Source organism: Devosia ginsengisoli (assembly GCF_007859655.1).
Classification (GTDB): domain Bacteria; phylum Pseudomonadota; class Alphaproteobacteria; order Rhizobiales; family Devosiaceae; genus Devosia; species Devosia ginsengisoli.
In genome coordinates, this window is sequence record NZ_CP042304.1 from 599,944 (window position 1) to 625,283 (window position 25,340).

A 25,340-nucleotide genomic window follows, 5' to 3' on the forward strand; every position below is an offset into this window, starting at 1 on the left:
CCACACTCGGCCGCTTGCCAGTCGATGCAGGTTTCCAGCGCCTTATCGTGCGTTTTTGTGCGTGGTAGGTGAGAAGGCCGTGAGCCAGATGATCTTGATATCGAGCATAAGGCTCCAGTTGGCGATGTAGTCGAGGTCGTGGCGGATGCGCCCTTCGACCTGCAGCGGCGATATCAGCTCACCGCGATAGCCGTTAACCTGGGCCCAGCCGGTTATGCCCGGCTTGATCCGGCGCCGACCGGCATAATCGGCAAAATCTCGATCCAGCTCCCGATCTTGACTGTTGGCATGCGGGCGGGGGCCGACCATGCTCATGTCTCCGACGAGTACGTTGAGCAGTTGCGGTAGCTCATCGATGCTGGTGCGACGGATAAGCCTGCCCAGGGGCGTGATACGACTGTCCCCTTCCTTGGCGGGAGTGATCGTTCCCGTCGATTCGGTGACCCGCATGGACCGGAACTTCAGGATAGAGAAGGTTTCGCCATTAAATCCCTTGCGTTGCTGCCGGAAGAGGACAGGACCGCCCCCTTCCAGACGGATAAGCAATGCCACGAGAACAAGCACCGGCAGGGTGACCAGCAGTGCGCCGCTGGCTGCGACGATGTCGAACAGCCGTTTGGTCAGTTGGGCTCCATCATCAAGCGGGCGGGTCGACAGGCTCAGCATCTGGGCAGCGCCCGGGGGGAGCCGGGGCTGGGGAGAAAATGCTATACCCAGTGCATAGCCGCGGGCGGCATACAGTGTCTTCTTGAGCAGAAGAGTGTTCGATGGTGCGGCGTAGTCGCCGACGATGATGAGCCTGCTACAGCCCCTGGCTGTGGCTTCCGAAATGAACCGGTCCAGCGCCAGGGCATCCCGGTCGATCCCTGCGGGGTCAAGGCGAACTACCACCTGAGCGCCGTTCCGCCAGATCTTGCTGCGCTGTTCGAAGTGATGCAGGTCGTCCATGTGTCCAATCAGGCCGATCCTGTCGACCTGAAACTGGCCAACATGCATCATGGCTAGCACGTGCCGGTAGAGGGCCCAGCGCACCAATCCGAGCATCAGGCCGGCCGCCCCAAAGGCAAGCATGTCTGGGATGTCCGGCGCCGCGGGCGGCGCGTTGGCAAGCTGGGCAACAAGCCAGCCAAGGCTGACTGCCGCCAGGAAGGCAACAGGGGCGCCCAACACATCAAGATATCTGAGCCGCTGCTGATCCATGAGCGTTCTTGCCGCCGGAAAGCTGGTTACCCCGAAGACACAGGCCGAACACAGTGCAGCCAGCAGCGCGACTCCCCCCTCACCCCATGGCAGGCCGACGGTCATGAAAAGCAGGATGAGGGCGCTAACGAGCGCCTCGAGGGCCGTCAGGCCCAGGCTCATGGCTAGCCAGTTGGCGACGCGGAACCGGCGCCTGCGACGCATATCGGTAACGCGATGGGTAACGCTGTCCTGAAACACTGAAGGACCCATTCTTGCTAGCTAACGATCGGTTAACGCTTAGCAAGCCAGCGCGGGCCCGGCATTGGCCATTTGCGCAAAGGGTTAATCCGCCATCCGCATGTAGCCAGCCGCATGAGGCGCTCGTGGCGTTAAGCATTCGATCAGCTCGCGGCCCTGCCAGGCCATGTGCGTGTTAAGGTTTTGTTCATCATGACGCATCAACAACGCTCGGCCTGCTTATGTACAAACGAACAGTCGCAATACTGGCAACGAACCCGGCATTTTCTTCTATTTACGGGCGTTTCCTGACGGAGTCGTGCGGCTATAAAGTGCCCTGTTTCGAACATGGTGCGGCTCTTCAGACCTTTTTGCAGATTGCGCCCGTGCAGGTGATCGTCGTCGATGATGAGGCCCGCAGCGGCGGCATCGAAACGATGCGCGCGGTCCGTACCCATCCCAAGCTGGCTTATCCCGATCCGGGTATCATGGTGATAACGCGGGCACGACCGGCCGTGCAGCATTACTTCCGTGCAGCAGGCGCCGATATCGTTCTCGAAAAGCCCGTGAGACATGGCCGGTTGGCCGACGAAGTCCATCGATTGTTCGCGCTGGCTGGTCAAAGGCGTTTGCCGCTGGCACTGGGCGAAACCCATGGGTACCAGTTTGCGTCTCATGCCTCCGCTGACCGCGATTCACGGTCAGAAGCGAAGGTGATATCGCTTGATGCGTGGAAGCGCGCAAATCGCCAGGCGATATCACCACTCAGCTGAAGCCGGAAGCTCCTGACCGGCCATTCCGGCCCGCGCCTGGATCAGCGCAATAAGGCCTCATATTGCGCGGCGATTGTTTCAACGGAAAAGTCTGACGCTCGAGACATGAGCAATTCCCGCGGGGGTGGCCTGTCGAGGGTTTCCGCTATCGCCGCCGCCAAAGCGTCGGCGTCGCCGACAGGCACCAACGCCCCGTAGCGGCCATCTGCAAGGATTTCGCGCGGCCCATGAGGCGCGTTGGTCGAAACCACGGCAACACCATGTGCCATAGCTTCGATCAGCACATTGCCGAAACCTTCGCTCGTGGAGGTCAGCACGAAGAGATCCGCTGCCTGATAAATCGCGGCCGGTTCGTTTACATAGCCGGGAAAGAGCACCCGCTTGCTCACACCGAGCTGGTCAGCGTAAGCGCGCAATTCGCTTTCGAGTGGTCCTTCGCCAAAAATGGCCAGCCGGGCAGGGCGGCGGCTTGCCAATCGGGCGAAGGCGTCAAGAAGTGTCTTGTGATCCTTGACTTGCACCAGCCGTCCAGCCGTCACGATGAGCGGACCATCGCCCATGGCCTGCGCCGCGGCGTGCCAAGGGTAGTCCCGTTTTGCCGGCTGGGCAGGCGGGAGCGGATTATGGACGACGGCAATCTTGCTTGCCGGCAGCCCCCGCGCGACTAGATCGCGGCCAACGCCCGCCGAGACCGCAACGGCTCGAGTAGCGCGCTGTGCCACGATACGCGACAGGGCAATGGCGATCCTGGCGCCAAGATTGCTCGAGGGCAGGCTGTTGGCGGCGTGATAGGTGGGAAAGAACCGAGCCCTGCTGCGAGAAAGCACCAAGGCCAGCGCCGTCGTCAGATTGGCAAATTCGGGGGCCGAAAACACCGCGTCAGGCTTGGTCCGCCTGAAATATCGGGCACTTTTCCATATGCCTCTCAAGGTGGCGGCTTTGCCGAAGCCTTCACCGCGGATAGGCATGTCGAGAGAGACCAGTTGCACCTGGTCCGACAGCAACGCCAGATTAGGCCCGTCCGCATTCCAGGTGAACAGGGTGACCTGATGGCCGCGGGCCGCCATGGCATTGGCCATGAGGGCAAACACCCGTTCAGCACCGCCCCCGCGCAGGCTGGGAGTATGGAAGACGACGCGGAGTTTCATGGCGGCTAGCGGCGGGGCACCGGTGGATGACGCAGATCGCGAACGATCCCAAGACCAATCACCGCCAACATGCCCAGCGCGAAACCGGCAATGGCGCCAAGAGCGATCACCACCACCGTGCGGGGCGGCCATGACCGCGAGGCCGGCGGCACGGCGGTGGAAATCACGCGCACATTCGTTGTGTCGATCTGTTCGCGTTCGGTAATCTGGCGTGCCCGGGTCAGGAAGCTCTCGTAGACAGCCGATTTGGCGGCAGCGTCGCGTTCCAGCTCACGCAGATGGACCTGAAGCTCATTGTCCGAGAATACATCACTGGTGAGGCTATTGGCCTTGGTGTTCAGGGCGTCGAGATTGGCCTGTGCCTCAACCACCGCCGATTTGGCAGCGGCCACTGCCCGGTCCAGCTCGGTGCGAATCTGAGCCTCGGCCGCGTTGAGTTCGCCCGTGAGGTTGACGATGGTGGGGTGGCGTGGACCCAGCGTGGTGGATTGGGCGGTAAGCTGTTGGCGCAGGGACGCGGCGCGGTCCCGCAGGGTGGCCAAGCTGGTGGCCATGACGCCCGTCGTCGGAATGGCATCTAGGCCTGCGCTGCTCAGGGTCTGATAATTGGTCTGTGCTTCGATGAGGCGCGATTGCGCATCAACGACCTGCGCGTTGAGAGCGCTCATGGTTTGCACGCTCACCAATTGACCATTGGCAGAGGTGGAAAGATTGTTTTCACGGCGAAAGGCCTGAACGCGCTCCTCGGCGGTTTGCACCGTGGCCTTGAGCTCGTCGAGCCGGGAGGCCAGTGCCGCCGCGGCCTGGGCAGCGCCGTCGGCCTCGGCTTCGGCCAGTTCGGCCTTGAAGGATTTTATGATGTCGTCGGCGATGGCGATGGCCTTGCCGGTATCCTCGGAGGAGACCTGCAGGCTCGCCACAAAGGACTTCTCGTCCGCCGTGGCCGACACGTGCTCGCTCAGCGCGCGGAGCGCCGCAAGATGTGCCTCCTCGTCCGTGGGCGCGGCCTTGCTTCCAAACAGGCTCGACAGGCTGAAACCGGATGGAGAGGAATTGTGGAACTCGGGGTCGTTGACAAGATCGAGATTGGTAACGACGCGGTCGAGCACACTACGCGAGGTCAGGACGCGCAGCTTGCTGCCAACTGTCAGCAATTGCCCGTCGACCTGTCCGGGCTGGTTGAACAGGTCGCCCTCGACAACCTGCAGATTGCCCGGGTCGATCATGATGTCGGTGGTCACCGTGTAGCGCGGCTTGCTCAGCACGGCATAGGCACCGCCCCCCACAGCGCCGGTCGCGCCGAGGACCGCAGCCAGCAGCAGCCCCTGTCGCAGCCAGACGAACAGGCGGCCGAAATCGAGTTCGAGAAAATCGCCGATCTTGTCGAGCGTGATGGTGTTGTCCGGCGCTGTCGTGTGGTCAGTTGCGGCCTTCTGCGGATACCGGGGGGCGTCATAGTCAAGCCGCGAATAGGCACGGATGCCGGAGCGGGGTGGGGGGCTGCCAGCTATGTCGGCCATGGCGTTAACGTCTCGTTTTCCACACTGGGCTATTGTTAGGACCTTATACAGCATGGCTGCTGGCCCGCTTCCGGGACTCGATTTCTTGGTTAAGCGGCGGCTGGCCACATTCTCGTCTGGTGGAAAGTGAACCCTCCGGCATTCCAGTCAGATCAGCTCGTGCTCAGCCGAGATCGGCATGCCCGCGCTATGACGATGGTGCTGTTTCTGCTGGCGGCAGTTGCCTTTACCGTGCGCTTCGTCATCTCCCCCACGGTGATGGATAGGCTTGTCGCCTATACCGGCGAGGGCGGTGCCTTTTATGAAAAAGTGCATTTCGGCAGCTATCTGATCCTCCTGCTCCTGCCTGTCACGTTGATGGCGCGCCCGTTCCGGCTGGCCGGTGACGAGATTGCCAAGTTCAAGGCGCTGTTCTGGTTTATCGTTACCTTGCTCGCGATCGTGGTTGTTCTCTTCCTGGCCAAGCGTGCCGGCGCATCGGTGTTCCTGGTCGATACCTATGTGACTGCCGCCGCTGCCGGCCTCATTGTTCTGATTCTCGGACCGACCTCCCGGGTGGCCATGGGGCATTTTTTGCTCCTGCTGCTCATCCTCAGTGCCGTGATTGGCATTGGCGAGGCAGCCCTGGGTAAGCGTCTGATGCCCTACGACCTTGATGAGGTGATCTTCCGACCCTTGGGGCTCTCCGATCATCCGCTGGGGCTGGGCGCTCTCAGTGCCATGGCCATCGGCTTCGTGCCTCTGGCGCACTGGCGGCTCTGGGTGCGGATTGCGGCCATCTTCGTGCTGTTTGTGGGTGTTGCCGCCTCGGGCGCGCGCTTTGCGCTGCTCATCGCCGTGGCGGAAATCCTCGTCCTGCTTCTGTTCCTACCCTGGGGCGGCCTCAACCCACGGCAGACGCGGCAGGCCAAGCTGATCGTTTTCGTGCCGTTACTGGCGGGCGGCGTGGCACTGATCGGGCTGCTTGCCAGCAGCGGATTTCTCGGCCGGTTCGGCGGCACTCTTTTCGACGAGAACTTCTTCGCGCGCGTCACGGTCAATCAAGCTTTTTCGCTGGTAAGTTGGAAAGAGCTGCTGTTCGGCATGCCCCCCGCCGATCTACTGGCGCTGGTGAACAAGGAACTCAACCTTCCCTATATCGAAAGCGCGCAGGTGGTGATCGGCCTGACCTTCGGCATTCCCATGGCGTTGGTGTTTCTCGTGGCCTTTCTGCAAATCCTGGCCAAACTGCTGTACCGCGCGCCCATGGCGGCCTGGATCGGGACCGGCGCCATTATCCTGGCGGGCCTGTCGAACAATAGCTTTTCGAGCAAGGCCCCCACCATCATGATCCTGTTTGTGTTGCTGATGGCCTTTGGAGGAGGGACAGCGAGCGTGGCAGGCAGGAAAACCTGACTATTTCTCAGCCGGCGCTGTCCACCACCTCCAGGCCCGCCGCTGAATTGAACGTATGAATGGCCGCGAAGCGCGAGGTGATTGGCGCCGCGATGGGCAGAACCGGCCCCAGGCGCACGTCGTCAGCATCAAGCTGCAGGATTTCCCTTAGGCCCAGTCCGCCGCCATAGCGCTTGGTTCCATCCTGCACCTTGAGCCAGAACCGCCCGTCCTGAGACAGAATCGTGCCACCCGGACGAGCTCCGGAACGGTCGATGGCGATCGGATTGAGCCGGTGCGGGGTGTAGGGACCACGCAGGTCTGCTGCGGAATACACGACCATAGTATCCGAAGCGCTGCCGGGACCGACACGCATAGTAGCAAAGAGATAGAACAGCCCATCCCGCCTGATCAGGGTGGCGTCGTTGATGTCCACGCCTTCGAGCAGGACTGTGTCCACTACCCAACGCTCGGGAAAGGTCTCCGCACGATAGAGCACCAGTCGTTTGGCACCACCGCTTTCGGGAAGCATGAATATCTCCCCGGCATGGGCGATCACCTGTGGATAGGAGAGATGGTAGGCCTCCTCAAGTACGATCCGGGGGCGGCCGAAATGCCCGGCTGGCTCCAGCATGCTGACTGAGACCACGCCCCGCCCCAGCGCGTAAGGAAATTCCTCGACGAAAAGGAAGGTTTGGCCGTCATGTGCAAAGAGAAATGGGTCGGCGTAAAAGCGCTCACCATCGTCCGGTAGGACTGTAAACACTGCGGGCCCCAGGTCTGCTTGCTCGGGCGTGAAGCCAGCAGCCTGCCGATAGCCGACCTGCCAGTAGAAGGGCCGGCGGCGGCCGAGCCTGGCGCTGGCCTGACGAAAGGCAGCTCTCGCTGCGTGCGGCAGATAATGACGAAGAAAGCCGTGGCGTGGGGGCGGCGTGTCCGCAATCGCTACGGGGGAGAGCTTGCCAGCGAAATACCGATGGGTCGCCTGTTCAAGCAAGGCGGCTGCACCCGCTAACAGCTCATCGGCTGCACGTGAGAGCCAGAGCATATTCGAAATCATCGGGGTTGCGGATGCGACGGCTGCGCCGCCACGCCAGACCACCAGTTCGGGCAGGTCTCCACTGGCAAACATTTCCGCAAAGCCGGCGCTGACGCTACTTTGGCCGGCAATCGTCAGGCTCAGAGTCCTGCGGTCCTGGCGCGCAACTCTGCCCGTCAGATCGATGACCAGGTCGGCATCTGCACTGGACGTTGTGTCGGCCACCGACGCCCGGCTGGCAAGGCACGGCCCGAAGCGCTTCGCCTCAAGCGAAAGGATGCGGTTGAACACGGAAGCTCGGTGCGCGCCATTCTCGCCTTCGCATAAATCCGCCTGATACCCTTGGGCGCGCAGCCGGTTGCGCAGGAGCAAGGTCCAGTTCTCATAGTAAAACTTCGGAATGATTATTAAAATTTTGCTCAAATTTTAAGTATTAACCGCCGCTTGCCATGACAATGTCTTCGGTGCCTAAGAATTTGGGCTGTAGATATTAACCATTCGTTAATATTTCATCCTGCCCAGAGATTTAGGGAGCTATATCTCCGCTGCGCGCTGCTGAAGGGCAGGGCATCGTCGCGCGGCGGAACAGTTCATGAATCACATCACAACACAGCGTCGAGAGCGTAAGAAACTGCTGGTCGTGTTCGGCACGCGACCTGAGGCACTCAAGTGCTTTCCGGTGGTACGGGAGGCCCTTGCGCATCGGGACTTTCTGACAAAAGTCTGTGTCACGGCCCAGCATCGGGAAATGGTGGACCAGGTGGTTGCGCTGACCGGCATGCCCGTGCACTACGATCTCGACATCATGCAGCCCGGCCAGTCCCTGTTCGACGTCACCACAAGGGTGCTCCGGGGCATGGAAGCCATCCTGGACGATGCCAGGCCCGATATTGTCATGGTGCAGGGCGACACAACCACCGCAATGGCCGCATCTCTGGCCGCGTTCTATAAGCGCATTCCGGTTGCCCATGTCGAAGCGGGACTGCGCAGCCACAATATCGATTCTCCGTTCCCCGAAGAATTGAACCGCCACATCACGGGCAATATCGCGACCTGGCATTTTGCGCCGACCGAACAAGCCAGGAGCAACCTGCTGGCTGAGGGGAAGGATGCCAGCCGCATTTTCGTGACGGGAAACACCGTCATCGACACATTGCTGTATTTCTCGGGGAAGCTGGATACCGATCAGGCCTTGAGTGCTGCGCTGGCATCGGGTTTCCCCTTTCTCGATCCGGCTAAAAAGCTGATCCTGGTCACCAGCCATCGCCGCGAAAACCAGAATGGCGGGCTCCAGAGAATCTGCGCTGCGCTCAAGACACTGGCGGCCCGCGGTGACGTTCAGATCGTCTACCCCGTGCATCCCAGCCCTGCCGTTCGCACGACCGTGGAAGCGGAACTGAGCCAGGTGCCGAACATTTTCCTGATCGAACCGCAGGACTATCTGCCGTTCCTCTACCTGCAGAAGCAGAGCTACCTGGTCCTGACCGATAGCGGTGGCGTGCAGGAGGAAGCCCCATCGCTGGGCAAGCCGGTGCTGGTGATGCGCGACAATACGGAACGTCCCGAAGGGGTCGCTGCCGGCACTGCCCGCCTGGTCGGAACAGATACCGACGCTCTGGTCGCCCATTGCAGCGCTTTGCTGAACGACCCGGCGAGCTATCAGAGCATGGCCCAGCGCCGCAATCCTTATGGCGACGGTCTGGCAAGCGCCCGCATTGTCGAGGAGTTAACTGAAAATGTCTGAGATTCGGACTGTTTCCGTCATCGGCATGGGCTATATCGGCCTGCCGACCTGCGCCATATTTGCCAAGGCTGGGCTGGACGTTTTCGGGGTGGATACAAATCCCGCCGTTGTGAGCAAGGTCAATCAGGGCGAGATACATATTGTCGAACCCGACCTGGCGGGCCTGATCAGTCATGTCGTCTCTACCGGTCGCTTGAAGGCGTTTGAGACGCCGCAGACGGCAGATGCCCATGTCATCGCCGTGCCCACGCCCTTTACCAGCGACCACAAGCCAGACGTCAGCTATGTGATGATGGCAGCAGCGGCGATTGCGCCGGTGCTCAAGCGTGGCGATCTGGTCGTGCTCGAATCGACCTCGCCGGTCGGCACCACGCGCCAGATGGCCGACGTTCTGGCCGAGCTTCGCCCCGATCTAAATTTCCCGCATCTGCAGCCCGATGACGCCGACGTGTTCATCGCCTATTCGCCAGAGCGTGTTTTGCCGGGAAGGGTTCTTACCGAACTGGTCGATAATGACCGCTCAATCGGCGGGCTGTCACGGGCGTCATCGCAGCGGGCGGTGGAGCTCTATTCCACCTTCGTCGCCGGCGACCTCTACATTACGACTGCGGAAAGCGCCGAGATGGTCAAGCTCACGGAAAATGCCTTCCGTGACGTGAACATTGCCTTTGCCAATGAACTTTCGGCGGTCTGCCAGCATCTGGGCCTTAACGTGTGGGAAGTCATCGAACTGGCCAACCGGCATCCGCGCGTCAACATTCTCAATCCAGGCCCGGGTGTGGGTGGACACTGCATCGCTGTGGATCCTTACTTCATCATCGATGCCGCGCCTGAGCAGACGCCAATGATGCAGGCCGCGCGAAAGATCAATTCAGGCCGGCCACATGGGGTGATGCACGAGGTCGAGGCGCTTCTCGAACCGGGGCGCCGCCACACGATCGCGTGCCTGGGTCTGAGCTTCAAGTCCAATATTGACGACATGCGGGAAAGTCCCGCCGTCGAAGTCGTCAAGCTCATCTCGGAACTGCCAGATGCGACGGTGCTTGCCGCCGAGCCGCATGCGCAGGGCCTGCCCTCCGAACTCGAAGGGCGCGGCATCATCTTTATGGATGCCCTGTCGGCCATCAGCAATGCCGATATCGTCCTTCTACTGGTCGATCACCGCCAGTTCAGCTTCATCGATCCCGAAGCGCTCAAGGACAAGAAACTGATCGATACCAGGGGATTGTGGACCTGGCGCAAGTCCAAACGCACCGATAGCCGCATCGAAGGGCGCAACAGTACGCTCCGCCCGCGTCGGCGGAGCACGGACAGGGCCGCCTGATCATGAGTACAAACTGGCAAGCCCATCCGCTGCTTCTGGCGCGACGCCGTACCTTCCTTGGCGCGCCTATCCACGATCTGAGCATGGACGAAACGCTCGATCTGGCAATAGAGGCCATGCAGTCGAAACGGCCCATGCTGCACACGGTGATCAACGTCGCCAAACTCGTCAACATGGGCAAGAATGCCGAACTCCGCGCCGATGTTGCATCGGCCGACGTCATCAATTTTGATGGCATGGGCGTGCTCTGGGGCGCCAGGCTGCTTGGCGTGCCCGCCCAGGAACGGGTTCCTGGCGTCGACCTGATGAGCAATCTCCTCGCCCGTTGCGAGAAGCAGAACTTTCGCCCCTATCTTTTCGGCGCTGAGCGCCATGTGCTTGAGGCCATGGTCGTGGAACTGCGTCGGCGTCACCCCGGGTTGAGCATTGCCGGCATGCGCGATGGCTATTTCAAACCGGATGAAGAGCCCGCAATTGTCGAGGCAATCAATGCGTCCAAGGCCGATTGTCTTTTTGTCGCCCTGCCCACCCCGCATAAGGAGCGCTTCCTCAAACGGCACCGCGAGGCACTGACCCCGAGTTTTGTTATGGGGGTCGGCGGCAGTTTCGACGTTTACGGCAACAAGGTTCGCCGCGCGCCCAAATTCATGCAGGCGATGGGGCTCGAATGGCTTTTCCGCACCATGCAGGAGCCCAGGCGGCTCTGGCGCCGCTACTATGAAACCAATACCGCCTATGTGGTACTGCTTTGGCACGCCTATATGGATCGTCGCTCCGGGTTCTGAACGGGAAGTACCCCATTCCGACAATCAGCCTGGAAGCCGCCGCAAATTGTGCGCGCCGACAACTCTCCACTGACCGAGATTGCACCTAACCTATTGATTCAGTTCCATGACCGCCGCTATGCGATCAGTTGGCAGAAACCGGCAAAATTCGAACGTCTGCCCCCCAGATTCGCAGTCTGGCGCGAGCCATTGAAATATACAGACTTTTTCAGCCCGCACCGAGGGCGAGCCAAATAAGCCGGGCGGGGCCAGTCATAGAAATCGAGCGGTGTGCCCACCTGTTCGATGACGCCGTCACGCATGAAAAGCCTGCTTGTGTGAGGCTCTGTGTGCGACTTCCAGCACACGAAAAATCGTGTGCCGTTTTCTACTTGCCTTTGAAGGCTACGGAGATTTTGGCTGGGGAACCTGGATTCGAACCAAGATTGACGGAGTCAGAGTCCGCTGTTCTACCGTTGAACTATTCCCCAGCAAGGGACCGGGCATTGCCCGTCGGTTTGGCGCGGAGCGGTAACGCGTCCGGCGCGGGCACTGCATAGACAATGCGGATTGAGATTGCAAGCGCATCTGACATGCCGCCCACGCGCCACGGCAGCATTGCGCTTGCCGCCCCCTTGCACTACCGTCATCGGCGACACGCAATGAACAGTGCGCTCGGGCGCCGCCGGCTTGGCCGGTTCCGGCGACCGCGCACGACAGGAGACTTCTGTGACCGATTCCGATCGGTCCGCTGCCGGGCTTTCCTCGCTTGACGAGCCGGCAATCCGTGCCCCGTCCGTTCCTGGACTGGCGGGGAGGGCAGGGGGCAATGCCCCCATGCCTGCAGCGGACAAGCGGACGCCAGCCGCCCCGAATCCGCGCAAACATCGCGGCCCCATCTATGCCGCGCTCGACCTGGGCACCAATAATTGCCGCCTGCTGATCGCCCGCCCGCATGATCATGGCTTCCGCGTACTCGATGGCTTTACCCGCATCGTCCGCCTGGGCGAGGGCGTTTCCGTCACCGGGCGGCTGAGCGATGCGGCCATGGAACGCACCATGGAAGCCCTGCGCCAATGCCGCAACAAGCTGCGCGAGCACCAGCCCGCCCGCATGCGGCTGATCGCCACCGAGGCCTGCCGCGCCGCCGAGAACGGCCCGGCCTTTCTCGCCCGCGTCAAGGACGAGCTGGGGCTCGAGCTCGAAATCGTCGATCGCCGCACCGAGGCCGAACTGGCCGTTACCGGCTGTGCCGACCTCATCGAGGGCGCCGCCGCGGGCGCCTTGATGTTCGATATCGGCGGCGGTTCGTCCGAACTGGCCTGGCTCGATTTTCGCGGCGGCCGCCCCAGGGCGCAGGGCCGCATGTCCGCCTCGATCCGTTCCTGGCAATCGCTGCCGGTGGGCGTCGTCTCCATTGCCGAGAAATTCGGCGGCGTCGATGTCACCCCTGATGTCTTCGAGGCCATGGTGCTCCATGTGTCCGAGCATCTGCGCCAGTTCCGCGGCCGCGAAAAGCTGCGCCAGATGATCGCCACCCATCCGGTGCATCTCATCGGGACGTCGGGCACGGTGACCACGCTGGCCGGGCTCCATCTGGGGCTGGAGCGCTATGAGCGGCAGAAGGTCGATGGCCTCTGGATGAAGCGCAGCGATGTCGACGACACGCTCAAGGTGCTGCTGTCCATGCCGTTCGACCGTCGGGTGTCCCATCCCTGCATCGGCCGCGACCGTGCCGATCTCGTGCTGCCCGGCTGCGCCATTTTCGAAGCCATTAGGCGCGAATGGCCTACCGAGCGCGTGCGCGTCGCCGATCGCGGCCTGCGCGAAGGCATCCTGATTTCCCTGATGGACGCTGACCGCACCCAAAGTCGCGCGTCGCGCTATGTCCGGAGGAATGGCAATGGTGGATAAGGCTCTCGGTACGGGCGGCCGCAAGTCCGACAAGGATCTCAAGATCCGCGTGAAATCGGCCAAGGGCCGCAAGGTCAGCTCCACCAAGTGGCTGGAGCGCCAGCTCAACGATCCCTATGTGGCGCGCGCGCGCGCCGAGGGCTATCGCTCCCGTGCCGCCTTCAAGATTCGCGAGATGGACGAGAAGCACAAGCTCTTCCGCAAGGGCATGCGCGTGGTCGATCTGGGCGCCGCCCCCGGCGGCTGGTCGCAGGTGGCAGCCAAGGCTACCGGCTCCACGCCGGCCAATCCGCTGATCGTAGGCATCGACTATCTCGAAATGGACCCGATTCCCGGCGTCATCCTGCTGCAGAAGGATTTCACCGACGACGATGCGCCCGCCATGCTCATCGAGGCCATGGGCGGCAAGAAAGCCGACCTTGTCATGAGCGACATGGCCTGGCCCACCACCGGCCATCGTCCCACCGATCACCTGCGCATCGTCCAGCTCATCGAGATCGCCGCGGCTTTCGCGCTCGACGTGCTGGCGCCCAACGGTACCTTCGTCGCCAAGGTGTTTCAGGGCGGCACCGAGCATGAACTGCTGCATATGCTCAAGCGCCATTTCAAGACCACCATGCACGCCAAGCCGCCATCCAGCCGGCAGGATTCGGCCGAGGCCTACCTCATTGCCAAGGGCTTCAAGGGCAGTAACGACACTGTGCCAGGCGAAGGCGAATACGACCGCTAAGGCACTTCATCCCCCTGGGAGATGAAAGTGCCGGCCTTCAATGGGGATGCGGCGCCTTCGTCAGCTCGTGCCCGGCATTCTTCGGCAGCCGCATGAACATGACAGTGGAAATCGCGCAGATCGCGCCGACCACGAAGAATGCGGCGTGGAAGTCCGACAGCAGCAATGTGCCGTCGCCGCGGAAGACCTGCGTCGCCTCCAGCACGCCCCCGCCCACGGCGATGCCCATGGCCATTGTCAGTTGCGAACTCACCTGACTGATCACATTGGCCTGGCCGGCATCCTTGTCGTCGATATCGGCGAAGACGAATACGCTTGAGCCGGTCCAGAAGGTGGAGTTCCAGAACCCGGTGAAGACCAGGATGCTGATGATCAGCGGCACCGGCGTTTCGGGCGTATAGAGCCCCATCACCACGATGCCGAGTGCCGAAATGGCGGTCGAGATGATCAGCGACAGCTTGAAGCCGAGTTCCTTGAAGATCCAGTCGGCGAAGAACTTGGCGATGATGGCGCCCACCGCCCCGGCAAAGGTCACCATGCCGGATTCGAACGGCGTCATGCCGAAGATCAGTTGCAGCATCAGCGGAAACAGGAACGGTGTCGCCCCCTGTCCCAGCCGGAAGGCCGAGCCGGCCACGATGGCGCTGCGGAAATAGGGAAAGCGGAACAGCCGCACATCGAGCAGCGGATAGTCCGTGCGCAGGGCATGGCGCACATAGATCGCGCCGATTCCGATGCCGACCACGGTGGCGATGACCCCGATGACAGGCGGCAGCGCCGGCAGGCTGATCACCGACGTGCCGAAGGCGAAGAGCGCAAAGGCGGTGCCCGCCAGCACGAAGCCGCCCATGTCGATCCGCCGCGGCGCGTTGCGCTGCGTATCGGGCATATACCGCCCCACCAGCAGCACGCCGACAATGCCGATCGGCACGTTGATGAGGAAAATCCAGTGCCAGCTCAGGAAGGTGGTGAGAAAGCCGCCGAAGGGCGGCCCCATGATCGGGCCGATCAGCCCCGGAATGGTCAGCCAGGCCATGGCATTGACCAATTGGTGGCGCGGCGTCGCCCGCACCAGCACCAGCCGCGCCACCGGCGTCATCATCGCCCCGCCCATGCCCTGGAGGAAGCGGGCGACCACGAAAGCCAGCAGCGAGCCGGAAACCGCGCAGGCCACCGAGCCGACCATGAACACGATCATGGCGACGCGGAACACGTTGCGCGCCCCGAATCGGTCGGCCATCCAGCTCGAAACGGGAATGAAGATGGCGAGCGCCACCAGATAGGCGGTCAGCGCCAGCTTCAGCGAGATCGGATCGGTGCCGATATCCTCGGCAATGGCCGCCAGCGATGTGGCGATGACCGTCGCATCCATGTTTTCCATGAACAGCGCGGTCGCCAGAATGAGGGGCAGGATGCGTGACACGGCGTCTTGCCGGGAAATTCCCGGTCACTCCTTCTCGATAGCGGTGTTCCGGTGGCCCGAAACATTGCTGCCGGCATCGGCTGGCAGCCGGAAATAGATGAAGCCCGCAAAGGCGCTGAGCCCGCCGACCACGAAAAACGCGATCTGGAAATCGAACAGCGTCAGTTCCCCGCCATGGGTCCGCGTGCTGATCTCGAGGATGGCGCCGGCCACCGCCACGCCGAAGGCCACGCTGAGCTGCTGGGCCACCGCCACGATGGCCGTGGCCTGGCTGGCCTCTTCGTCGTCCACATCGGCATAGCCCAGGGCGTTGGAGCCGGTGAAGAACACCGACCGCAAGATGCCGCCCGCCAGCAATATGGCCATGATGACCGGCGTCGGCGTGTCGATATTGAACAGCCCCTGCGCGGCGATCAGCAGCCCGCCGAACAGCGATGCGAAGCCCAGCACGCGCGGAAAACCGAAGCGGGCATAGACCCGCTCGGCGATGAACTTGCTCATGATCGCGCCGATGGCCGAGACGAAGGTAATGGCGCCGGACTGGAACGGATTGAGCCCGAAGCCGAGCTGCAGCATGAGCGGCAGCAGGAACGGCACTGCGCCCACCCCGATGCGGAAGAACGAACCGCCGGTAATCGAGGAGCGGAACAGCCGATGCCGCAGCAAGGCAGGGTCGAGCAGCGGAAACTTGGTGCGCCGCGCATGCAGCAGGTAGAGAATGCCCGCCGTGACGCCGATCGCGATGGTCATATAGCCATAGATGATCGGCAGCGCCGGCAGGCTCACCACCGACAGGCCGAACACGCAGCCGGCAAAGGCCATGCCCGCCAGCACGAAGCCGACCGTATCGACCGGCCGCGGATTGCGCTGATCGGGCACGTTGAGGAACATGCCGGCCAGGATGATGCCGGCAATGCCGATCGGGATGTTGATCCAGAAAATCCAGTGCCAGCTCAGATAGGTCGTCAGGAACCCGCCGATCAGCGGACCGGTCAGCGGGCCCAGCAGCCCGGGAACGGTGAGCCAGGCCATGGCCGAGACCAGTTCGTTTCGCGGCGTCGAGCGCACCAGCAGCAGGCGCCCCACCGGCGTCATCATCGAGCTGCCGATGCCCTGGAAGAAGCGCGACATCACGAAGGTTTCGAGCGAGAACGAGAACGAGCAGGCCAGCGAGCCCAGCATGAACACGAAAATGGCCAGCCGGAAAATGTTCTTGGCCCCGAACCTATCGGCCATCCACCCGCTGATCGGAATGAAGATGGCCAAAGCCACGAAATAGGCCGTCAGCGCCAGCTTGAGCGCGATCGGATCGGTGCCGATATCGGTCGCGATCGCCGGCAGCGACGTGGCGATGACGGTCGAATCCATCTGTTCCATGAACAGGGCGACCGCCAGGATGAGGGGTGTGACGCGGATCACGGGGATGGGTCCGGGGAGGAATCGAGGCGACGACAGGCGACGCTGGCAGTATGGACGCCGCCACCGCCGCTGAAAAGGTCCAAACCTGATCTTGTATGGTAGATTTATGCGTTATCGACACGCCTTTAGTCCAACAGGCCGCCCCTCTGGCGCAGCGCGCCGCCCCGGCACGGACAGCAACGCTGCCATGCGCGTCACTCCCGCCCTTTCCAAACTGTCAACCCGGTGCTATTGACCCTCGCCAACCTGAGCCTGCGAGTCCTTTTCGCCCCGGCTCGTACTCCAACATTTCTGATTGCATCAGAAGGCAGGAAAGGTCTGGCCTTGGCGAAGATTATTACTACCGCAACCGGCGATTACGCCCTGACCTTCGACGACGTGCTGCTGCAGCCGGCGCGCTCCGATGTCCTGCCCACCGAAACCGACATTTCCACCTATGTCACCAAGGACATAGCGCTCAATCTTCCCATCCTCAGTTCGGCCATGGACACCGTCACCGAAAGCGGCATGGCCATCGCCATGGCCCAGGCCGGCGGCATGGGCGTCATCCACAAGAACCTCACCGCCGCCGAGCAGGCCGAGCAGGTCCGCCAGGTCAAGAGCTTCGAGTCGGGCATGGTGGTGAACCCCATCACCATCGGCCCCGATGCCACCCTGGCCGACGCGCTGGCCCTGATGCAGGCCAATCGCATTTCCGGCATTCCGGTCGTCGAGAATGGCGGCAAGGGCGGCCGCGCCACCGGCAAGCTGGTCGGCATCCTCACCAACCGCGACGTGCGCTTCGCCTCCCATCCGGCCCAGCCCATCCGCGAGCTGATGACCCACGAAAACCTGGTCACCGTGCGCGATGGCGTCTCCAAGGACGAAGCCAAGGTGCTGCTGCACAAGCACCGCATCGAAAAACTGCTGGTCATCGATGCCGATGGCCGCTGCACCGGGCTCATCACCGTCAAGGATATCGAAAAGGCCCAGCTTAATCCCAACGCGGTCAAGGATGTCCAGGGGCGCCTGCGCGTCGCTGCCGCCTCCACGGTCGGCGATCAGGGCTTCGAGCGCTCGCTGGCCCTCATCGATGCCGGCGTCGACCTGCTGGTCATCGACACCGCCCATGGCCACTCCGTGCGCGTCGCAGAGGCCGTCGAACGCGTCAAGCGCGAGAGCAATTCCACCCGCATCGTCGCCGGCAATGTCGCCACGGCCGAAGCCACCCGGGCATTGATCGATGCCGGCGCCGACTCGGTCAAGGTCGGCATCGGCCCCGGCTCCATCTGCACAACCCGCATCGTGGCCGGCGTCGGCGTGCCCCAGCTCGCCGCCGTCATGGCCTGCGCGGAGGAGGGGGCCAAGCACGGCGTTCCCGTCATCGCCGATGGCGGAATCAAATTCTCAGGCGACATGGCTAAGGCATTGGCGGGCGGTGCTTCCTGCGTCATGGTCGGCTCGCTGCTGGCCGGCACCGATGAAAGCCCCGGCGAGGTCTATCTCTACCAGGGCCGCTCCTACAAATCCTATCGTGGCATGGGTTCGGTCGGCGCCATGGGCTCCGGCTCGGCCGACCGCTACTTCCAGCAGGATGTACGCGACCAGATGAAACTGGTCCCCGAAGGCATCGAAGGCCAGGTGCCCTACAAGGGCGCCGCCGGCGCCGTGCTGCACCAGCTTGCCGGCGGGCTGCGCGCCTCGATGGGCTATACCGGCGCCCACAACCTGAGGGACTTCCGCGAAAACTCCGTCTTCGTGAAAATCTCCGGCGCCGCCCTCAGCGAAAGCCACGTCCACGATGTAACGATTACTCGTGAGGCCCCCAACTACCGCAGCGGGCGGTAAGTCCAAACTGAAGCAGCCCCACCCACGATGTCACCCCGGCCTTGAGCCGGGGCCTATCCCGAGATTTGCCCGCCGCCGCAAGGTGGATCGTGTTTCTTCAGAACATCTCAAGATGGATCCCGGCTCAAGGCCGGGATGACACCGAGTGCGGGAACGCACGGGGAAATCAAAAACCCGCTGCTCCCACCGCGGGTTTTCCTCACCCCATCTTCCGCTTGCTCTTGTCGTTATACGGGTTCTCGCTGCCCCCGCGCACCCACAGCCGGATCGGCGTGCCCTTGATGTCGAATGCCTCGCGCAGCCCGTTGATCAGGTAGCGCTGATACGCCATCGGCAGCACTTCGGGCCGCGACGCGAACAGGATGAAGCTCGGCGGCCGCGTCTTGGCCTGCGTCATGTAGCGCAGCTTGAGCCGGCGCCCGGAAACGGCCGGCGGCGGATGCCCCTCGACCATGCCCGCCAGCCACCGGTTGAGCCGCGCCGTCGATACATGCAGGTTCCAGGTCCGCTCGATGGCGAAAATGGCGTCCATCAGCTTGTCGATATTCTTGCCCGTCAGGCCCGACAGCGTCACCAGCGGCACGCCGCGCAACTGCGGCAGCAGCCGTTCGCACGCTTCACGTAGCGAAGCCAGCGCCGCATTCTTGTCCTCGATCAGATCCCACTTGTTGACCGCGATGACCAGCGCGCGGCCTTCGCGTTCCACGAGGTCCGCCAGCGCCAGGTCCTGCTTCTCGAACGGAATGGTCGCGTCGAGCATCAGCACCACAACTTCGGCATACTGGATCGACCGCAGGCTGTCGCCCACCGCCAGCTTTTCCAGCTTTTCGGTGACGCGCGCACGACGGCGGATGCCGGCGGTATCGACCAGGTTGATCACCCGGCCTTCCCATTCCCACGGCACCAGGATGCTGTCGCGCGTAATGCCTGCCTCGGGGCCGACCAGCACACGCTCCTCGCCCACCATGCGGTTGATCAGCGTCGATTTGCCGGCATTGGGCCGGCCGACAATGGCCACGTTGAGATAGCGCTTGGGATTCCAGCGGAGCGTGGCTTCGTCGCCTTCGCCCTCGAGCATGTCCTCGGTGATATCGACATCCACCTCGGGCAGTTCGTCGAGGTCGGCAATATCCTCTTCGCCCTGTTCGGCCGCCACGCGGTCGATCGCCGCCGACACGATGGAATAGAGTTCCGACAGGCCCAGCCCGTGTTCGGCCGAAAGCGGGATCGCCTCGCCGAAACCCAGCTTGAACGCCTCCACCAGCCCGGCTTCCGCCGCGCCGCTTTCCGCCTTGTTGCCGACCAGGTGCACGTCCTTGCCGGCCTTGCGCAACACCTGCGCAAAGCGCTGGTCCAGCGGCACCACGCCGGCGCGGGCATCGATCATGAACAGGATGACATCGGCTTCGCGGATCGCCAGCTCGGTCTGCTGGCGCATCCGGTCTTCCAGGCTCCCGTCGGTCACGTCCTCATAGCCGGCCGTGTCGAGAATGCGGAAGGTCAGGTCCGCAATGCGGCCCTCGGCCTCGCGCCGGTCGCGCGTTACGCCCGGCGTATCGTCGACCAGCGCGATCTTGCGGCCGACGAGGCGGTTGAACAACGTGGATTTGCCGACATTGGGACGACCGACAATGGCAACGGTGACGGTCATGCGAGCTTGTTCCGATCCGGCGTCAGGCGAAAGCGCTCGCTTATTCAGCGACCGGCTCGGCCTCGGTGGTGGCAGCAGGGGCATCTGCAGCCGGGGTTTCGGCGGCAGGGGCCTCGTCGCTGACGATTTCGTCTATGGCGCTGGCCGCGGCCTCGGCATCAGCCGCCGGCGCTTCGGCAATGGCGCCCTGCGACAGCAACTGCGCCAGGTAATAGCCCATGCGGTTGCGCGTATTGCTCTGGGTCAGCGGGTCATTCACCACAGCCTCGAAACTGGTCTGCGCGGCGGCGAAGTCGCCGGCCTTGTACTGCGCCAGTCCCAGCGCTTCGCGGGCCGCATTGCGCAGCGGACCGCCCTCGGCGGCAATGCTGCCGGCGCGCGAGTCGACATCGGCCAGGCTGCCGGCATCCACCATCAGCGTGGCGCCCAGCACCAGCGCCAATTCGCGCAGGCGCGGATTGGATTGGGTATTGGCCAGCTCGTCATAGGCGGCCACGGCATCGGCAGTGGCGCCTTCGCGGGCCATCACGCCCGCCTTGCGGAACTGCGCCAGCACCGGATAGCTGCCCGAACCGTCGGCAATCAGCGTGTCGAGCTGGCTCTGCGCGGCCGGCAGGTCGCCGCCATCGATCAGGTCGAACGCGGCATAGAGCTCGTCCGACGACTGGGCGGCATTGTTGGCATGATACCAGGACCAGCCTTCATTGACCGCCACCAGCGCCACCACGGCCACGGCAGCCCCGATCACATAGGGGCCAAACCGCCGCCATAGCGCCCGCATGCGGTCGCTGCGCAACTCCTCATCGATTTCCTGGAAGATATTGTCCTGGGACATGGCCTGCCTAAGGTCGTCTTTAATTTGCGCGCACGTTTAGCATGGCTCCCATGGAAAGCAAATGCGCCCCTGAGCCGCCTCACGGCGCGCCCGACAGGTCAGCAGCATCCTGCCCACCGCCCATGCGGCCCAGCGTCCACTCGGCCAGGTAATCCGGCCGTCTTATGCCCGGCACCGTATGCACCAGCCAGAACGAGCGCACCGCCCAGCGATAGGGCCGCCGCAATTGTCGTTCCGGCACCCGTTCGGGCCCATACCAGATGGTCAGATGGGGTACGCTGGACGGCCGTCCCGCCCGCAAGCCGCGCCGCTGCATCTCCCGCCCGATATCGCCGTACAGCCCCAACAGGTCCCGCGCCCCGTTCGAACAGCTCAGCACGGTCGGATATTGCGCCCGCCCGCCCGTCTTCGGCCGCGCACCGGCAAAGGTCTGCATCGTGTCGAACACGACATCGAAGCCCGGCCGCCGCACCGCTTCGCCCACTTCCAGCGCTTCGTCCAGCAAATCGCCGCCGATTTCCCGCCCGCGCTGCACCATATGCAGCGACACATGCTGCCGTTCGGCCCGCACCACATTGCGCACGCCGAACTGCCGTCCCAGCCGCTCGGCCCCGCGCTCGATCTCCTGCGCCAAAGCCGGCGGCGGCAGCAGTGTGAAATAATACCGATGCTCCAGCGCCTTCGCCTCCGCTACAGGCGCCCCACCGAAAAGCTCGAATTGCATCTCCATGACATGGCTCATTGTTCCCTGTTTGTTCTTTTTGTAGAACGGCCGACGGCAGCGGTCAACCACCATCGCTGAATCCCGCCACACTTGTAACTCCCGTCCCGACGCTCCACCGGGATAGCGTTCTCCCATCACGGCGGAGGAACGGACATGGCGGCATTTGCAACAAAGAGAACCGGCGCTTCGTTACGCGCATGGAAGCTCGATATATCAGGCATGCTCCGGCTCGCCGCCGCCCCGACCTTCGCCCTGATGAGCGGCATCGCTGCCCTCAGCACCCCCGGCATGACCATCTGCACCGCCGCCATGTCCTGGTCGCCGATCAGCGACATGGCCCTGATGTATCTCCTGATGGCCATCTTTCATCTGCCACCATGGCTGGCCCTCGTGTCAGCCCGTTTGCCGCGCCAAACCCAAGGAGACCAATAATGCAACATGCTGTAGTTTCACACGATGAGTGGCTGGCCGCTCGCCGCGACCTTCTGAAAGCGGAGAAGGAGGTCACCCATCTTCGCGACAGGGTCGCGCAACAGCGCCTTGCCTTGCCCTGGGTTCGTATCGACAAGGAATACGTGTTCGACACGCCCGAAGGCCCGCGCACGCTCGCCGATCTGTTCGAGGGCCGCTCGCAACTTCTGGTGCAGCATTTCATGTTCGCGCCGGGATGGAAGGAAGGCTGCCCCAGTTGCTCCTTCATGGCCGATCACACCGACGGCATGAACCAGCATCTGGCCCATCACGACGTGACCATGATCGCCGTGTCGCGCGCCCCGCTTGCCGATCTCGAGCGCTATCGCCACCGCATGGGCTGGCAATTCCGCTGGGTGTCCTCGAACGGCAGTCCGTTCAATTACGATTTCCGGGTCAGCTTCACCCCCGAAGAAGTGGCCAGCGGCCACATCGACTACAACTTCGGCGAGTGGGACGAGACCGGCGAGGAATGGCCCGGCCTGAGCGCCTTCATCAAGGACGAGGCGGGCGATGTCTTTCACACCTACTCCACCTTCGGCCGCGGCGTGGAGGTGATGATGGGCACCTACGCCCTGCTCGACCTCATGCCGAAAGGCCGCAACGAAGACGAAGGCATGGACTGGGTCCGCCGCCACGACCGCTACAAATAGCCATCGCGCGGCGGACTCTTGCGGGCCTACATCCGATGAATAACCGGCGAGTGGCTGAGCCGAATCTCTTTCATCCGATCTTCGTTCAGTATATGTTCTTTGTGCTACGGAGAAGGATGCCAAATGTACGAGGTCTTTGACAGCTTCTGCAAAATTCCGACGTGGGACACGCCGCATGCGCTCGATGAAGGGCGATTCAGGGCTGCGCTCAGCGAGGTCGTTCATCTGGCCGACTTCTCGCCAGAAGAAATGGGTCGCTACATTCAGCTAAATCACGCCGAGCCGATCTGGCCAAAGACCGCTGCTCAACTCGACAAGGTGATCAATCGTCTCGTGGAGTATGCAACGGTTGAACAGAAGCGCGCCCACCGCCGTGTCTAGCTCCTCGAACTGCTGCCAATAAGCGGGGACGCCGCTTGGTCTGCGTGCGTTCTTCCATTATTCCCATTCGATGGTGCCGGGTGGTTTGCTGGTGACGTCATAGACCACCCGGTTGATGCCGCGCACTTCGTTGATGATGCGGGTGGCGGTCTTGCCGAGGAAGTTCATGTCGAACTGATAGAAGTCGGCCGTCATCCCATCGACCGAGGTCACCGCGCGCAGCGCGCAGACGAATTCATAGGTCCGCCCGTCGCCCATCACGCCGACCGTCTGCACCGGCAGCAGCACGGCGAAGGCCTGCCAGATCTTGTCATACTGGCCCGACTTGCGAATTTCATCGAGATAGATGGCGTCGGCCTGCCGCAGGATATCCAGCTTCTCCGGCGTAATCCCGCCGGGGCAGCGGATGGCGAGGCCTGGTCCGGGGAAGGGGTGCCGCCCGATAAAGCTCTCGGGCAGCCCGAGTTCGCGCCCCAGCACGCGCACTTCGTCCTTGAACAGCTCACGCAGCGGTTCCACCAGTTGCATATTCATGCGCTCGGGCAGCCCGCCCACATTGTGGTGGCTCTTGATCGTCACTGACGGTCCGCCGGTAAACGACACGGATTCGATCACATCAGGATAAAGCGTGCCCTGCGCCAGGAATTGCGCGCCACCGAGCTTCCTGGCTTCTTCCTCGAACGTCTCGATGAACAGCCGCCCGATGATCTTGCGCTTGGTCTCAGGGTCCGATTGCCCGTCGAGCTCCCGCAGGAACACCTTGGACGCATCCACATGCACCAGCGGGATATTGTACTGGTCGCGGAACATGGTCACGACCTGCTCGCTCTCATTGAGCCGCATCAGCCCATGATCGACATAGATGCAGGTCAACTGGTCGCCGATCGCCTCATGGATCAGCACGGCCGCGACAGAGGAATCCACCCCGCCCGAAAGCCCGCAGATCACCTTGCCCGTTCCCACCTGGGCGCGGATTTTCTCGATCATCTTCTGGCGATATGCCGCCATGGTCCAACTGGCGTCGATGCCGCAAATCTTGTGGACGAAATTGGCATAGAGCCTGGCGCCATCGGGCGTATGCACCACTTCGGGGTGGAACTGCACCGCCCAGATGCGCCGCGCCTCGTTGGCGATCATGGCAAAGGGCGCATTGGCCGACGTGCCGACCACTTCGAACCCCTCGGGCAGGGCTACGACGCGGTCACCATGGCTCATCCACACCTGGCGCTCGGTCCCCAGGTCCCACACGCCGTCATAGAGCGCGGCAGCCTTCTCGACCTTGACTTCGGCCCGGCCGAATTCGCGGTGATGCCCCGCCTCCACCTTGCCGCCCAGCGCCATGCACAAAGCCTGCTGCCCATAGCAGATGCCCAGGATCGGCACGCCTGCGTCGAGGATTGCAGGATCGATGGTCGGTGCATTCTCGTCCAGCGTCGAAGCGGGCCCCCCGGACAGCACCACGCCGCGCGGCTGCATCGCCGCAAAGGCGGCTCCGGCGCTCTGGAAGGGGTGAATTTCGCAATAGACGCCGGTCTCTCGAATGCGGCGCGCAATCAGCTGGGTGACTTGCGAACCGAAGTCGACGATGAGGATCGATTGCGGGCGGTCGGACGTATCTGTGCTGTGCATGGCGAGCCATTATCGCCACGCCGCAGATTCCGCAAGCATCTCCCACGCAGACGAGGCCTGCAGCGTGGTTAGTTGAGGATCGCGATGGAGAGATTGAGCAGGCTGGCAAAGCTCACCCAGGCCAGATACGGCACGAACAGCCACGCCGCCGCGGTATCCAGCCGGAGCGCCGAGATGATGAATGCCACGATCAGCGCCAATATGGCCAGGATGACGGCAAAGGCCGGCCACAGCATCTGCCCGATGAACCAGATCGGCGACCACGCCCAGTTGAGTGCCATCTGCGCGAACCAGACCTTCATCGCCCCGCTGCCGGCGTCGATCATCCATATCCGCCAGCCGGCGACCGCGATCATCACATAAAGCGCAAACCACACTGGCCCGAAAATCCAGTTGGGCGGGTTGAATGGCGGCTTGGCCAGCCCTTCATACCAGGTACCCGGCACAGATTGCGTGCCGATCAGCGCCCCCACGCCAATGACCACGACGAGGAAAATGCCCAGCGTCAGCCAGGGGCGGGGAGTCTTGTAGTCGGCGAGGGAAGGTACGGTCATGGCTCGGGCTCAACGGGGCTATAT

General features: G+C 62.7%; 22 protein-coding genes and 1 tRNA gene. 10 read left to right on the top strand and 13 right to left on the bottom strand.

Going from position 1 to position 25,340, the window contains the following annotated elements; genetic code table 11:
• Positions 1 to 42: 42 nt before the first annotated feature.
• The gene (locus FPZ08_RS02965; protein ID WP_186767187.1) at positions 43 to 1,440 is read right to left on the bottom strand and encodes an exopolysaccharide biosynthesis polyprenyl glycosylphosphotransferase; all 1,398 of its coding nucleotides are present in this window, start codon (positions 1,438 to 1,440) and stop codon (positions 43 to 45) included.
• A gap of 221 nt (positions 1,441 to 1,661) precedes the next feature.
• On the opposite strand from FPZ08_RS02965, the gene FPZ08_RS02970 reads away from it, so the two are divergent.
• A complete protein-coding gene (locus FPZ08_RS02970; RefSeq protein WP_146288605.1) occupies positions 1,662 to 2,192 on the top strand; it encodes a response regulator in 531 nt (176 codons plus the stop codon).
• A gap of 41 nt (positions 2,193 to 2,233) precedes the next feature.
• Here FPZ08_RS02970 and FPZ08_RS02975 read toward each other — a convergent pair whose 3' ends face one another.
• Together FPZ08_RS02975 and FPZ08_RS02980 are read right to left on the bottom strand one after the other, a co-directional pair.
• Positions 2,234 to 3,340: a glycosyltransferase gene (locus tag FPZ08_RS02975; protein WP_146288606.1), complete on the bottom strand. Its 1,107-nt coding sequence runs from the start codon at positions 3,338 to 3,340 to the stop codon at positions 2,234 to 2,236.
• A gap of 5 nt (positions 3,341 to 3,345) precedes the next feature.
• The gene (locus FPZ08_RS02980; RefSeq protein ID WP_186767188.1) at positions 3,346 to 4,860 is read right to left on the bottom strand and encodes a GumC family protein; all 1,515 of its coding nucleotides are present in this window, start codon (positions 4,858 to 4,860) and stop codon (positions 3,346 to 3,348) included.
• A gap of 189 nt (positions 4,861 to 5,049) precedes the next feature.
• On the opposite strand from FPZ08_RS02980, the gene FPZ08_RS02985 reads away from it, so the two are divergent.
• Positions 5,050 to 6,255 carry a VpsF family polysaccharide biosynthesis protein gene (locus FPZ08_RS02985; protein WP_146288608.1) on the top strand — a complete coding sequence of 402 codons (1,206 nt, stop codon included), beginning with the start codon at positions 5,050 to 5,052 and terminating at the stop codon, positions 6,253 to 6,255.
• A gap of 7 nt (positions 6,256 to 6,262) precedes the next feature.
• On the opposite strand, the gene FPZ08_RS02990 is transcribed toward FPZ08_RS02985, so the two are convergent.
• Positions 6,263 to 7,645 (bottom strand): glucosamine inositolphosphorylceramide transferase family protein, encoded by a 1,383-nt coding sequence (locus tag FPZ08_RS02990; RefSeq protein WP_146288609.1) that lies wholly within the window; start codon positions 7,643 to 7,645, stop codon positions 6,263 to 6,265.
• Between the two features lie 220 nt (positions 7,646 to 7,865).
• Between FPZ08_RS02990 and wecB the strand changes: the two genes are divergently transcribed.
• Genes wecB through FPZ08_RS03005 form a run of 3 tightly spaced genes read left to right on the top strand, consistent with a single transcriptional unit; the run spans position 7,866 to position 11,126 of the window.
• On the top strand, positions 7,866 to 9,017 hold the full coding sequence (gene wecB, locus FPZ08_RS02995) for a non-hydrolyzing UDP-N-acetylglucosamine 2-epimerase (RefSeq protein ID WP_146288610.1): 1,152 nt from the start codon (positions 7,866 to 7,868) through the stop codon (positions 9,015 to 9,017).
• Positions 9,010 to 10,341: a UDP-N-acetyl-D-mannosamine dehydrogenase gene (gene wecC, locus FPZ08_RS03000; RefSeq protein WP_146288611.1), complete on the top strand. Its 1,332-nt coding sequence runs from the start codon at positions 9,010 to 9,012 to the stop codon at positions 10,339 to 10,341. Before wecB ends, wecC begins: the two co-directional genes overlap by 8 nt.
• Positions 10,342 to 10,343: 2 nt before the next feature.
• Positions 10,344 to 11,126, top strand: coding sequence for a WecB/TagA/CpsF family glycosyltransferase (locus FPZ08_RS03005; protein ID WP_146288612.1), 783 nt, complete (start codon positions 10,344 to 10,346; stop codon positions 11,124 to 11,126).
• 396 nt (positions 11,127 to 11,522) lie between these two features.
• On the opposite strand, the gene FPZ08_RS03010 is transcribed toward FPZ08_RS03005, so the two are convergent.
• Positions 11,523 to 11,596: transfer RNA gene (locus tag FPZ08_RS03010), tRNA-Gln, on the bottom strand.
• 238 nt (positions 11,597 to 11,834) lie between these two features.
• On the opposite strand from FPZ08_RS03010, the gene FPZ08_RS03015 reads away from it, so the two are divergent.
• Both FPZ08_RS03015 and FPZ08_RS03020 read left to right on the top strand, forming a co-directional pair.
• Positions 11,835 to 13,019, top strand: a complete 1,185-nt coding sequence (locus FPZ08_RS03015) for a Ppx/GppA phosphatase family protein (protein ID WP_246132792.1) — start codon at positions 11,835 to 11,837, stop codon at positions 13,017 to 13,019.
• The gene (locus FPZ08_RS03020; protein WP_146288613.1) at positions 13,009 to 13,749 is read left to right on the top strand and encodes an RlmE family RNA methyltransferase; all 741 of its coding nucleotides are present in this window, start codon (positions 13,009 to 13,011) and stop codon (positions 13,747 to 13,749) included. Before FPZ08_RS03015 ends, FPZ08_RS03020 begins: the two co-directional genes overlap by 11 nt.
• 37 nt (positions 13,750 to 13,786) lie before the next feature.
• On the opposite strand, the gene FPZ08_RS03025 is transcribed toward FPZ08_RS03020, so the two are convergent.
• Together FPZ08_RS03025 and FPZ08_RS03030 are read right to left on the bottom strand one after the other, a co-directional pair.
• The gene (locus FPZ08_RS03025) at positions 13,787 to 15,172 is read right to left on the bottom strand and encodes an MDR family MFS transporter (RefSeq protein WP_246132793.1); all 1,386 of its coding nucleotides are present in this window, start codon (positions 15,170 to 15,172) and stop codon (positions 13,787 to 13,789) included.
• Between the two features lie 24 nt (positions 15,173 to 15,196).
• The gene (locus FPZ08_RS03030; RefSeq protein WP_246132862.1) at positions 15,197 to 16,549 is read right to left on the bottom strand and encodes an MFS transporter; all 1,353 of its coding nucleotides are present in this window, start codon (positions 16,547 to 16,549) and stop codon (positions 15,197 to 15,199) included.
• 366 nt (positions 16,550 to 16,915) lie between these two features.
• Between FPZ08_RS03030 and guaB the strand changes: the two genes are divergently transcribed.
• Positions 16,916 to 18,418 carry an IMP dehydrogenase gene (gene guaB / locus FPZ08_RS03035; RefSeq protein ID WP_186767189.1) on the top strand — a complete coding sequence of 501 codons (1,503 nt, stop codon included), beginning with the start codon at positions 16,916 to 16,918 and terminating at the stop codon, positions 18,416 to 18,418.
• A 199-nt stretch (positions 18,419 to 18,617) separates the two neighbouring features.
• Here the strand turns inward: guaB and der are convergent, their stop codons facing one another.
• The 4 genes from der to FPZ08_RS21825 all read right to left on the bottom strand — a co-directional run bounded on the left by der (position 18,618) and on the right by FPZ08_RS21825 (position 21,963).
• Complete coding sequence (gene der / locus FPZ08_RS03040; RefSeq protein WP_146288615.1) at positions 18,618 to 20,069, bottom strand: ribosome biogenesis GTPase Der; 1,452 nt, start codon at positions 20,067 to 20,069, stop codon at positions 18,618 to 18,620.
• Between the two features lie 40 nt (positions 20,070 to 20,109).
• On the bottom strand, positions 20,110 to 20,904 hold the full coding sequence (locus tag FPZ08_RS03045; protein WP_146288616.1) for a tetratricopeptide repeat protein: 795 nt from the start codon (positions 20,902 to 20,904) through the stop codon (positions 20,110 to 20,112).
• Between the two features lie 79 nt (positions 20,905 to 20,983).
• Complete coding sequence (locus FPZ08_RS03050) at positions 20,984 to 21,634, bottom strand: 2'-5' RNA ligase family protein (RefSeq protein WP_146288617.1); 651 nt, start codon at positions 21,632 to 21,634, stop codon at positions 20,984 to 20,986.
• 128 nt (positions 21,635 to 21,762) lie between these two features.
• Positions 21,763 to 21,963, bottom strand: a complete 201-nt coding sequence (locus FPZ08_RS21825) for a hypothetical protein (RefSeq protein ID WP_186767190.1) — start codon at positions 21,961 to 21,963, stop codon at positions 21,763 to 21,765.
• Positions 21,964 to 22,059: 96 nt separating this feature from the next.
• Between FPZ08_RS21825 and FPZ08_RS03060 the strand changes: the two genes are divergently transcribed.
• Positions 22,060 to 22,752: a DUF899 domain-containing protein gene (locus FPZ08_RS03060; RefSeq protein ID WP_146288619.1), complete on the top strand. Its 693-nt coding sequence runs from the start codon at positions 22,060 to 22,062 to the stop codon at positions 22,750 to 22,752.
• A 123-nt stretch (positions 22,753 to 22,875) separates the two neighbouring features.
• Positions 22,876 to 23,133, top strand: a complete 258-nt coding sequence (locus FPZ08_RS03065) for a hypothetical protein (protein ID WP_146288620.1) — start codon at positions 22,876 to 22,878, stop codon at positions 23,131 to 23,133.
• A 57-nt stretch (positions 23,134 to 23,190) separates the two neighbouring features.
• On the opposite strand, the gene guaA is transcribed toward FPZ08_RS03065, so the two are convergent.
• Together guaA and FPZ08_RS03075 are read right to left on the bottom strand one after the other, a co-directional pair.
• Positions 23,191 to 24,762, bottom strand: coding sequence for a glutamine-hydrolyzing GMP synthase (gene guaA / locus FPZ08_RS03070; RefSeq protein WP_146288621.1), 1,572 nt, complete (start codon positions 24,760 to 24,762; stop codon positions 23,191 to 23,193).
• A gap of 68 nt (positions 24,763 to 24,830) precedes the next feature.
• A complete protein-coding gene (locus FPZ08_RS03075) occupies positions 24,831 to 25,316 on the bottom strand; it encodes a TspO/MBR family protein (RefSeq protein WP_146288622.1) in 486 nt (161 codons plus the stop codon).
• Positions 25,317 to 25,340 lie beyond the last annotated feature (24 nt).

Excerpts from the sequence above, each read along its gene's own strand:
- FPZ08_RS02970 (WP_146288605.1), top strand. The coding sequence starts at position 1,662 with ATGTACAAACGAACAGTCGCAATACTGGCAACGAACCCGGCATTTTCT.
- FPZ08_RS02975 (WP_146288606.1), bottom strand. The coding sequence starts at position 3,340 with ATGAAACTCCGCGTCGTCTTCCATACTCCCAGCCTGCGCGGGGGCGGT.
- FPZ08_RS02980 (WP_186767188.1), bottom strand. The coding sequence starts at position 4,860 with ATGGCCGACATAGCTGGCAGCCCCCCACCCCGCTCCGGCATCCGTGCC.
- FPZ08_RS02985 (WP_146288608.1), top strand. The coding sequence starts at position 5,050 with ATGACGATGGTGCTGTTTCTGCTGGCGGCAGTTGCCTTTACCGTGCGC.
- wecB (WP_146288610.1), top strand. The coding sequence starts at position 7,866 with ATGAATCACATCACAACACAGCGTCGAGAGCGTAAGAAACTGCTGGTC.
- wecC (WP_146288611.1), top strand. The coding sequence starts at position 9,010 with ATGTCTGAGATTCGGACTGTTTCCGTCATCGGCATGGGCTATATCGGC.
- FPZ08_RS03005 (WP_146288612.1), top strand. The coding sequence starts at position 10,344 with ATGAGTACAAACTGGCAAGCCCATCCGCTGCTTCTGGCGCGACGCCGT.
- FPZ08_RS03020 (WP_146288613.1), top strand. The coding sequence starts at position 13,009 with ATGGTGGATAAGGCTCTCGGTACGGGCGGCCGCAAGTCCGACAAGGAT.
- FPZ08_RS03030 (WP_246132862.1), bottom strand. The coding sequence starts at position 16,549 with ATGGAACAGATGGATTCGACCGTCATCGCCACGTCGCTGCCGGCGATC.
- der (WP_146288615.1), bottom strand. The coding sequence starts at position 20,069 with ATGACCGTCACCGTTGCCATTGTCGGTCGTCCCAATGTCGGCAAATCC.
- FPZ08_RS03045 (WP_146288616.1), bottom strand. The coding sequence starts at position 20,904 with ATGTCCCAGGACAATATCTTCCAGGAAATCGATGAGGAGTTGCGCAGC.
- FPZ08_RS03050 (WP_146288617.1), bottom strand. The coding sequence starts at position 21,634 with ATGGAGATGCAATTCGAGCTTTTCGGTGGGGCGCCTGTAGCGGAGGCG.
- FPZ08_RS21825 (WP_186767190.1), bottom strand. The coding sequence starts at position 21,963 with ATGTCGCTGATCGGCGACCAGGACATGGCGGCGGTGCAGATGGTCATG.
- FPZ08_RS03060 (WP_146288619.1), top strand. The coding sequence starts at position 22,060 with ATGCAACATGCTGTAGTTTCACACGATGAGTGGCTGGCCGCTCGCCGC.
- FPZ08_RS03065 (WP_146288620.1), top strand. The coding sequence starts at position 22,876 with ATGTACGAGGTCTTTGACAGCTTCTGCAAAATTCCGACGTGGGACACG.
- guaA (WP_146288621.1), bottom strand. The coding sequence starts at position 24,762 with ATGCACAGCACAGATACGTCCGACCGCCCGCAATCGATCCTCATCGTC.
- FPZ08_RS03075 (WP_146288622.1), bottom strand. The coding sequence starts at position 25,316 with ATGACCGTACCTTCCCTCGCCGACTACAAGACTCCCCGCCCCTGGCTG.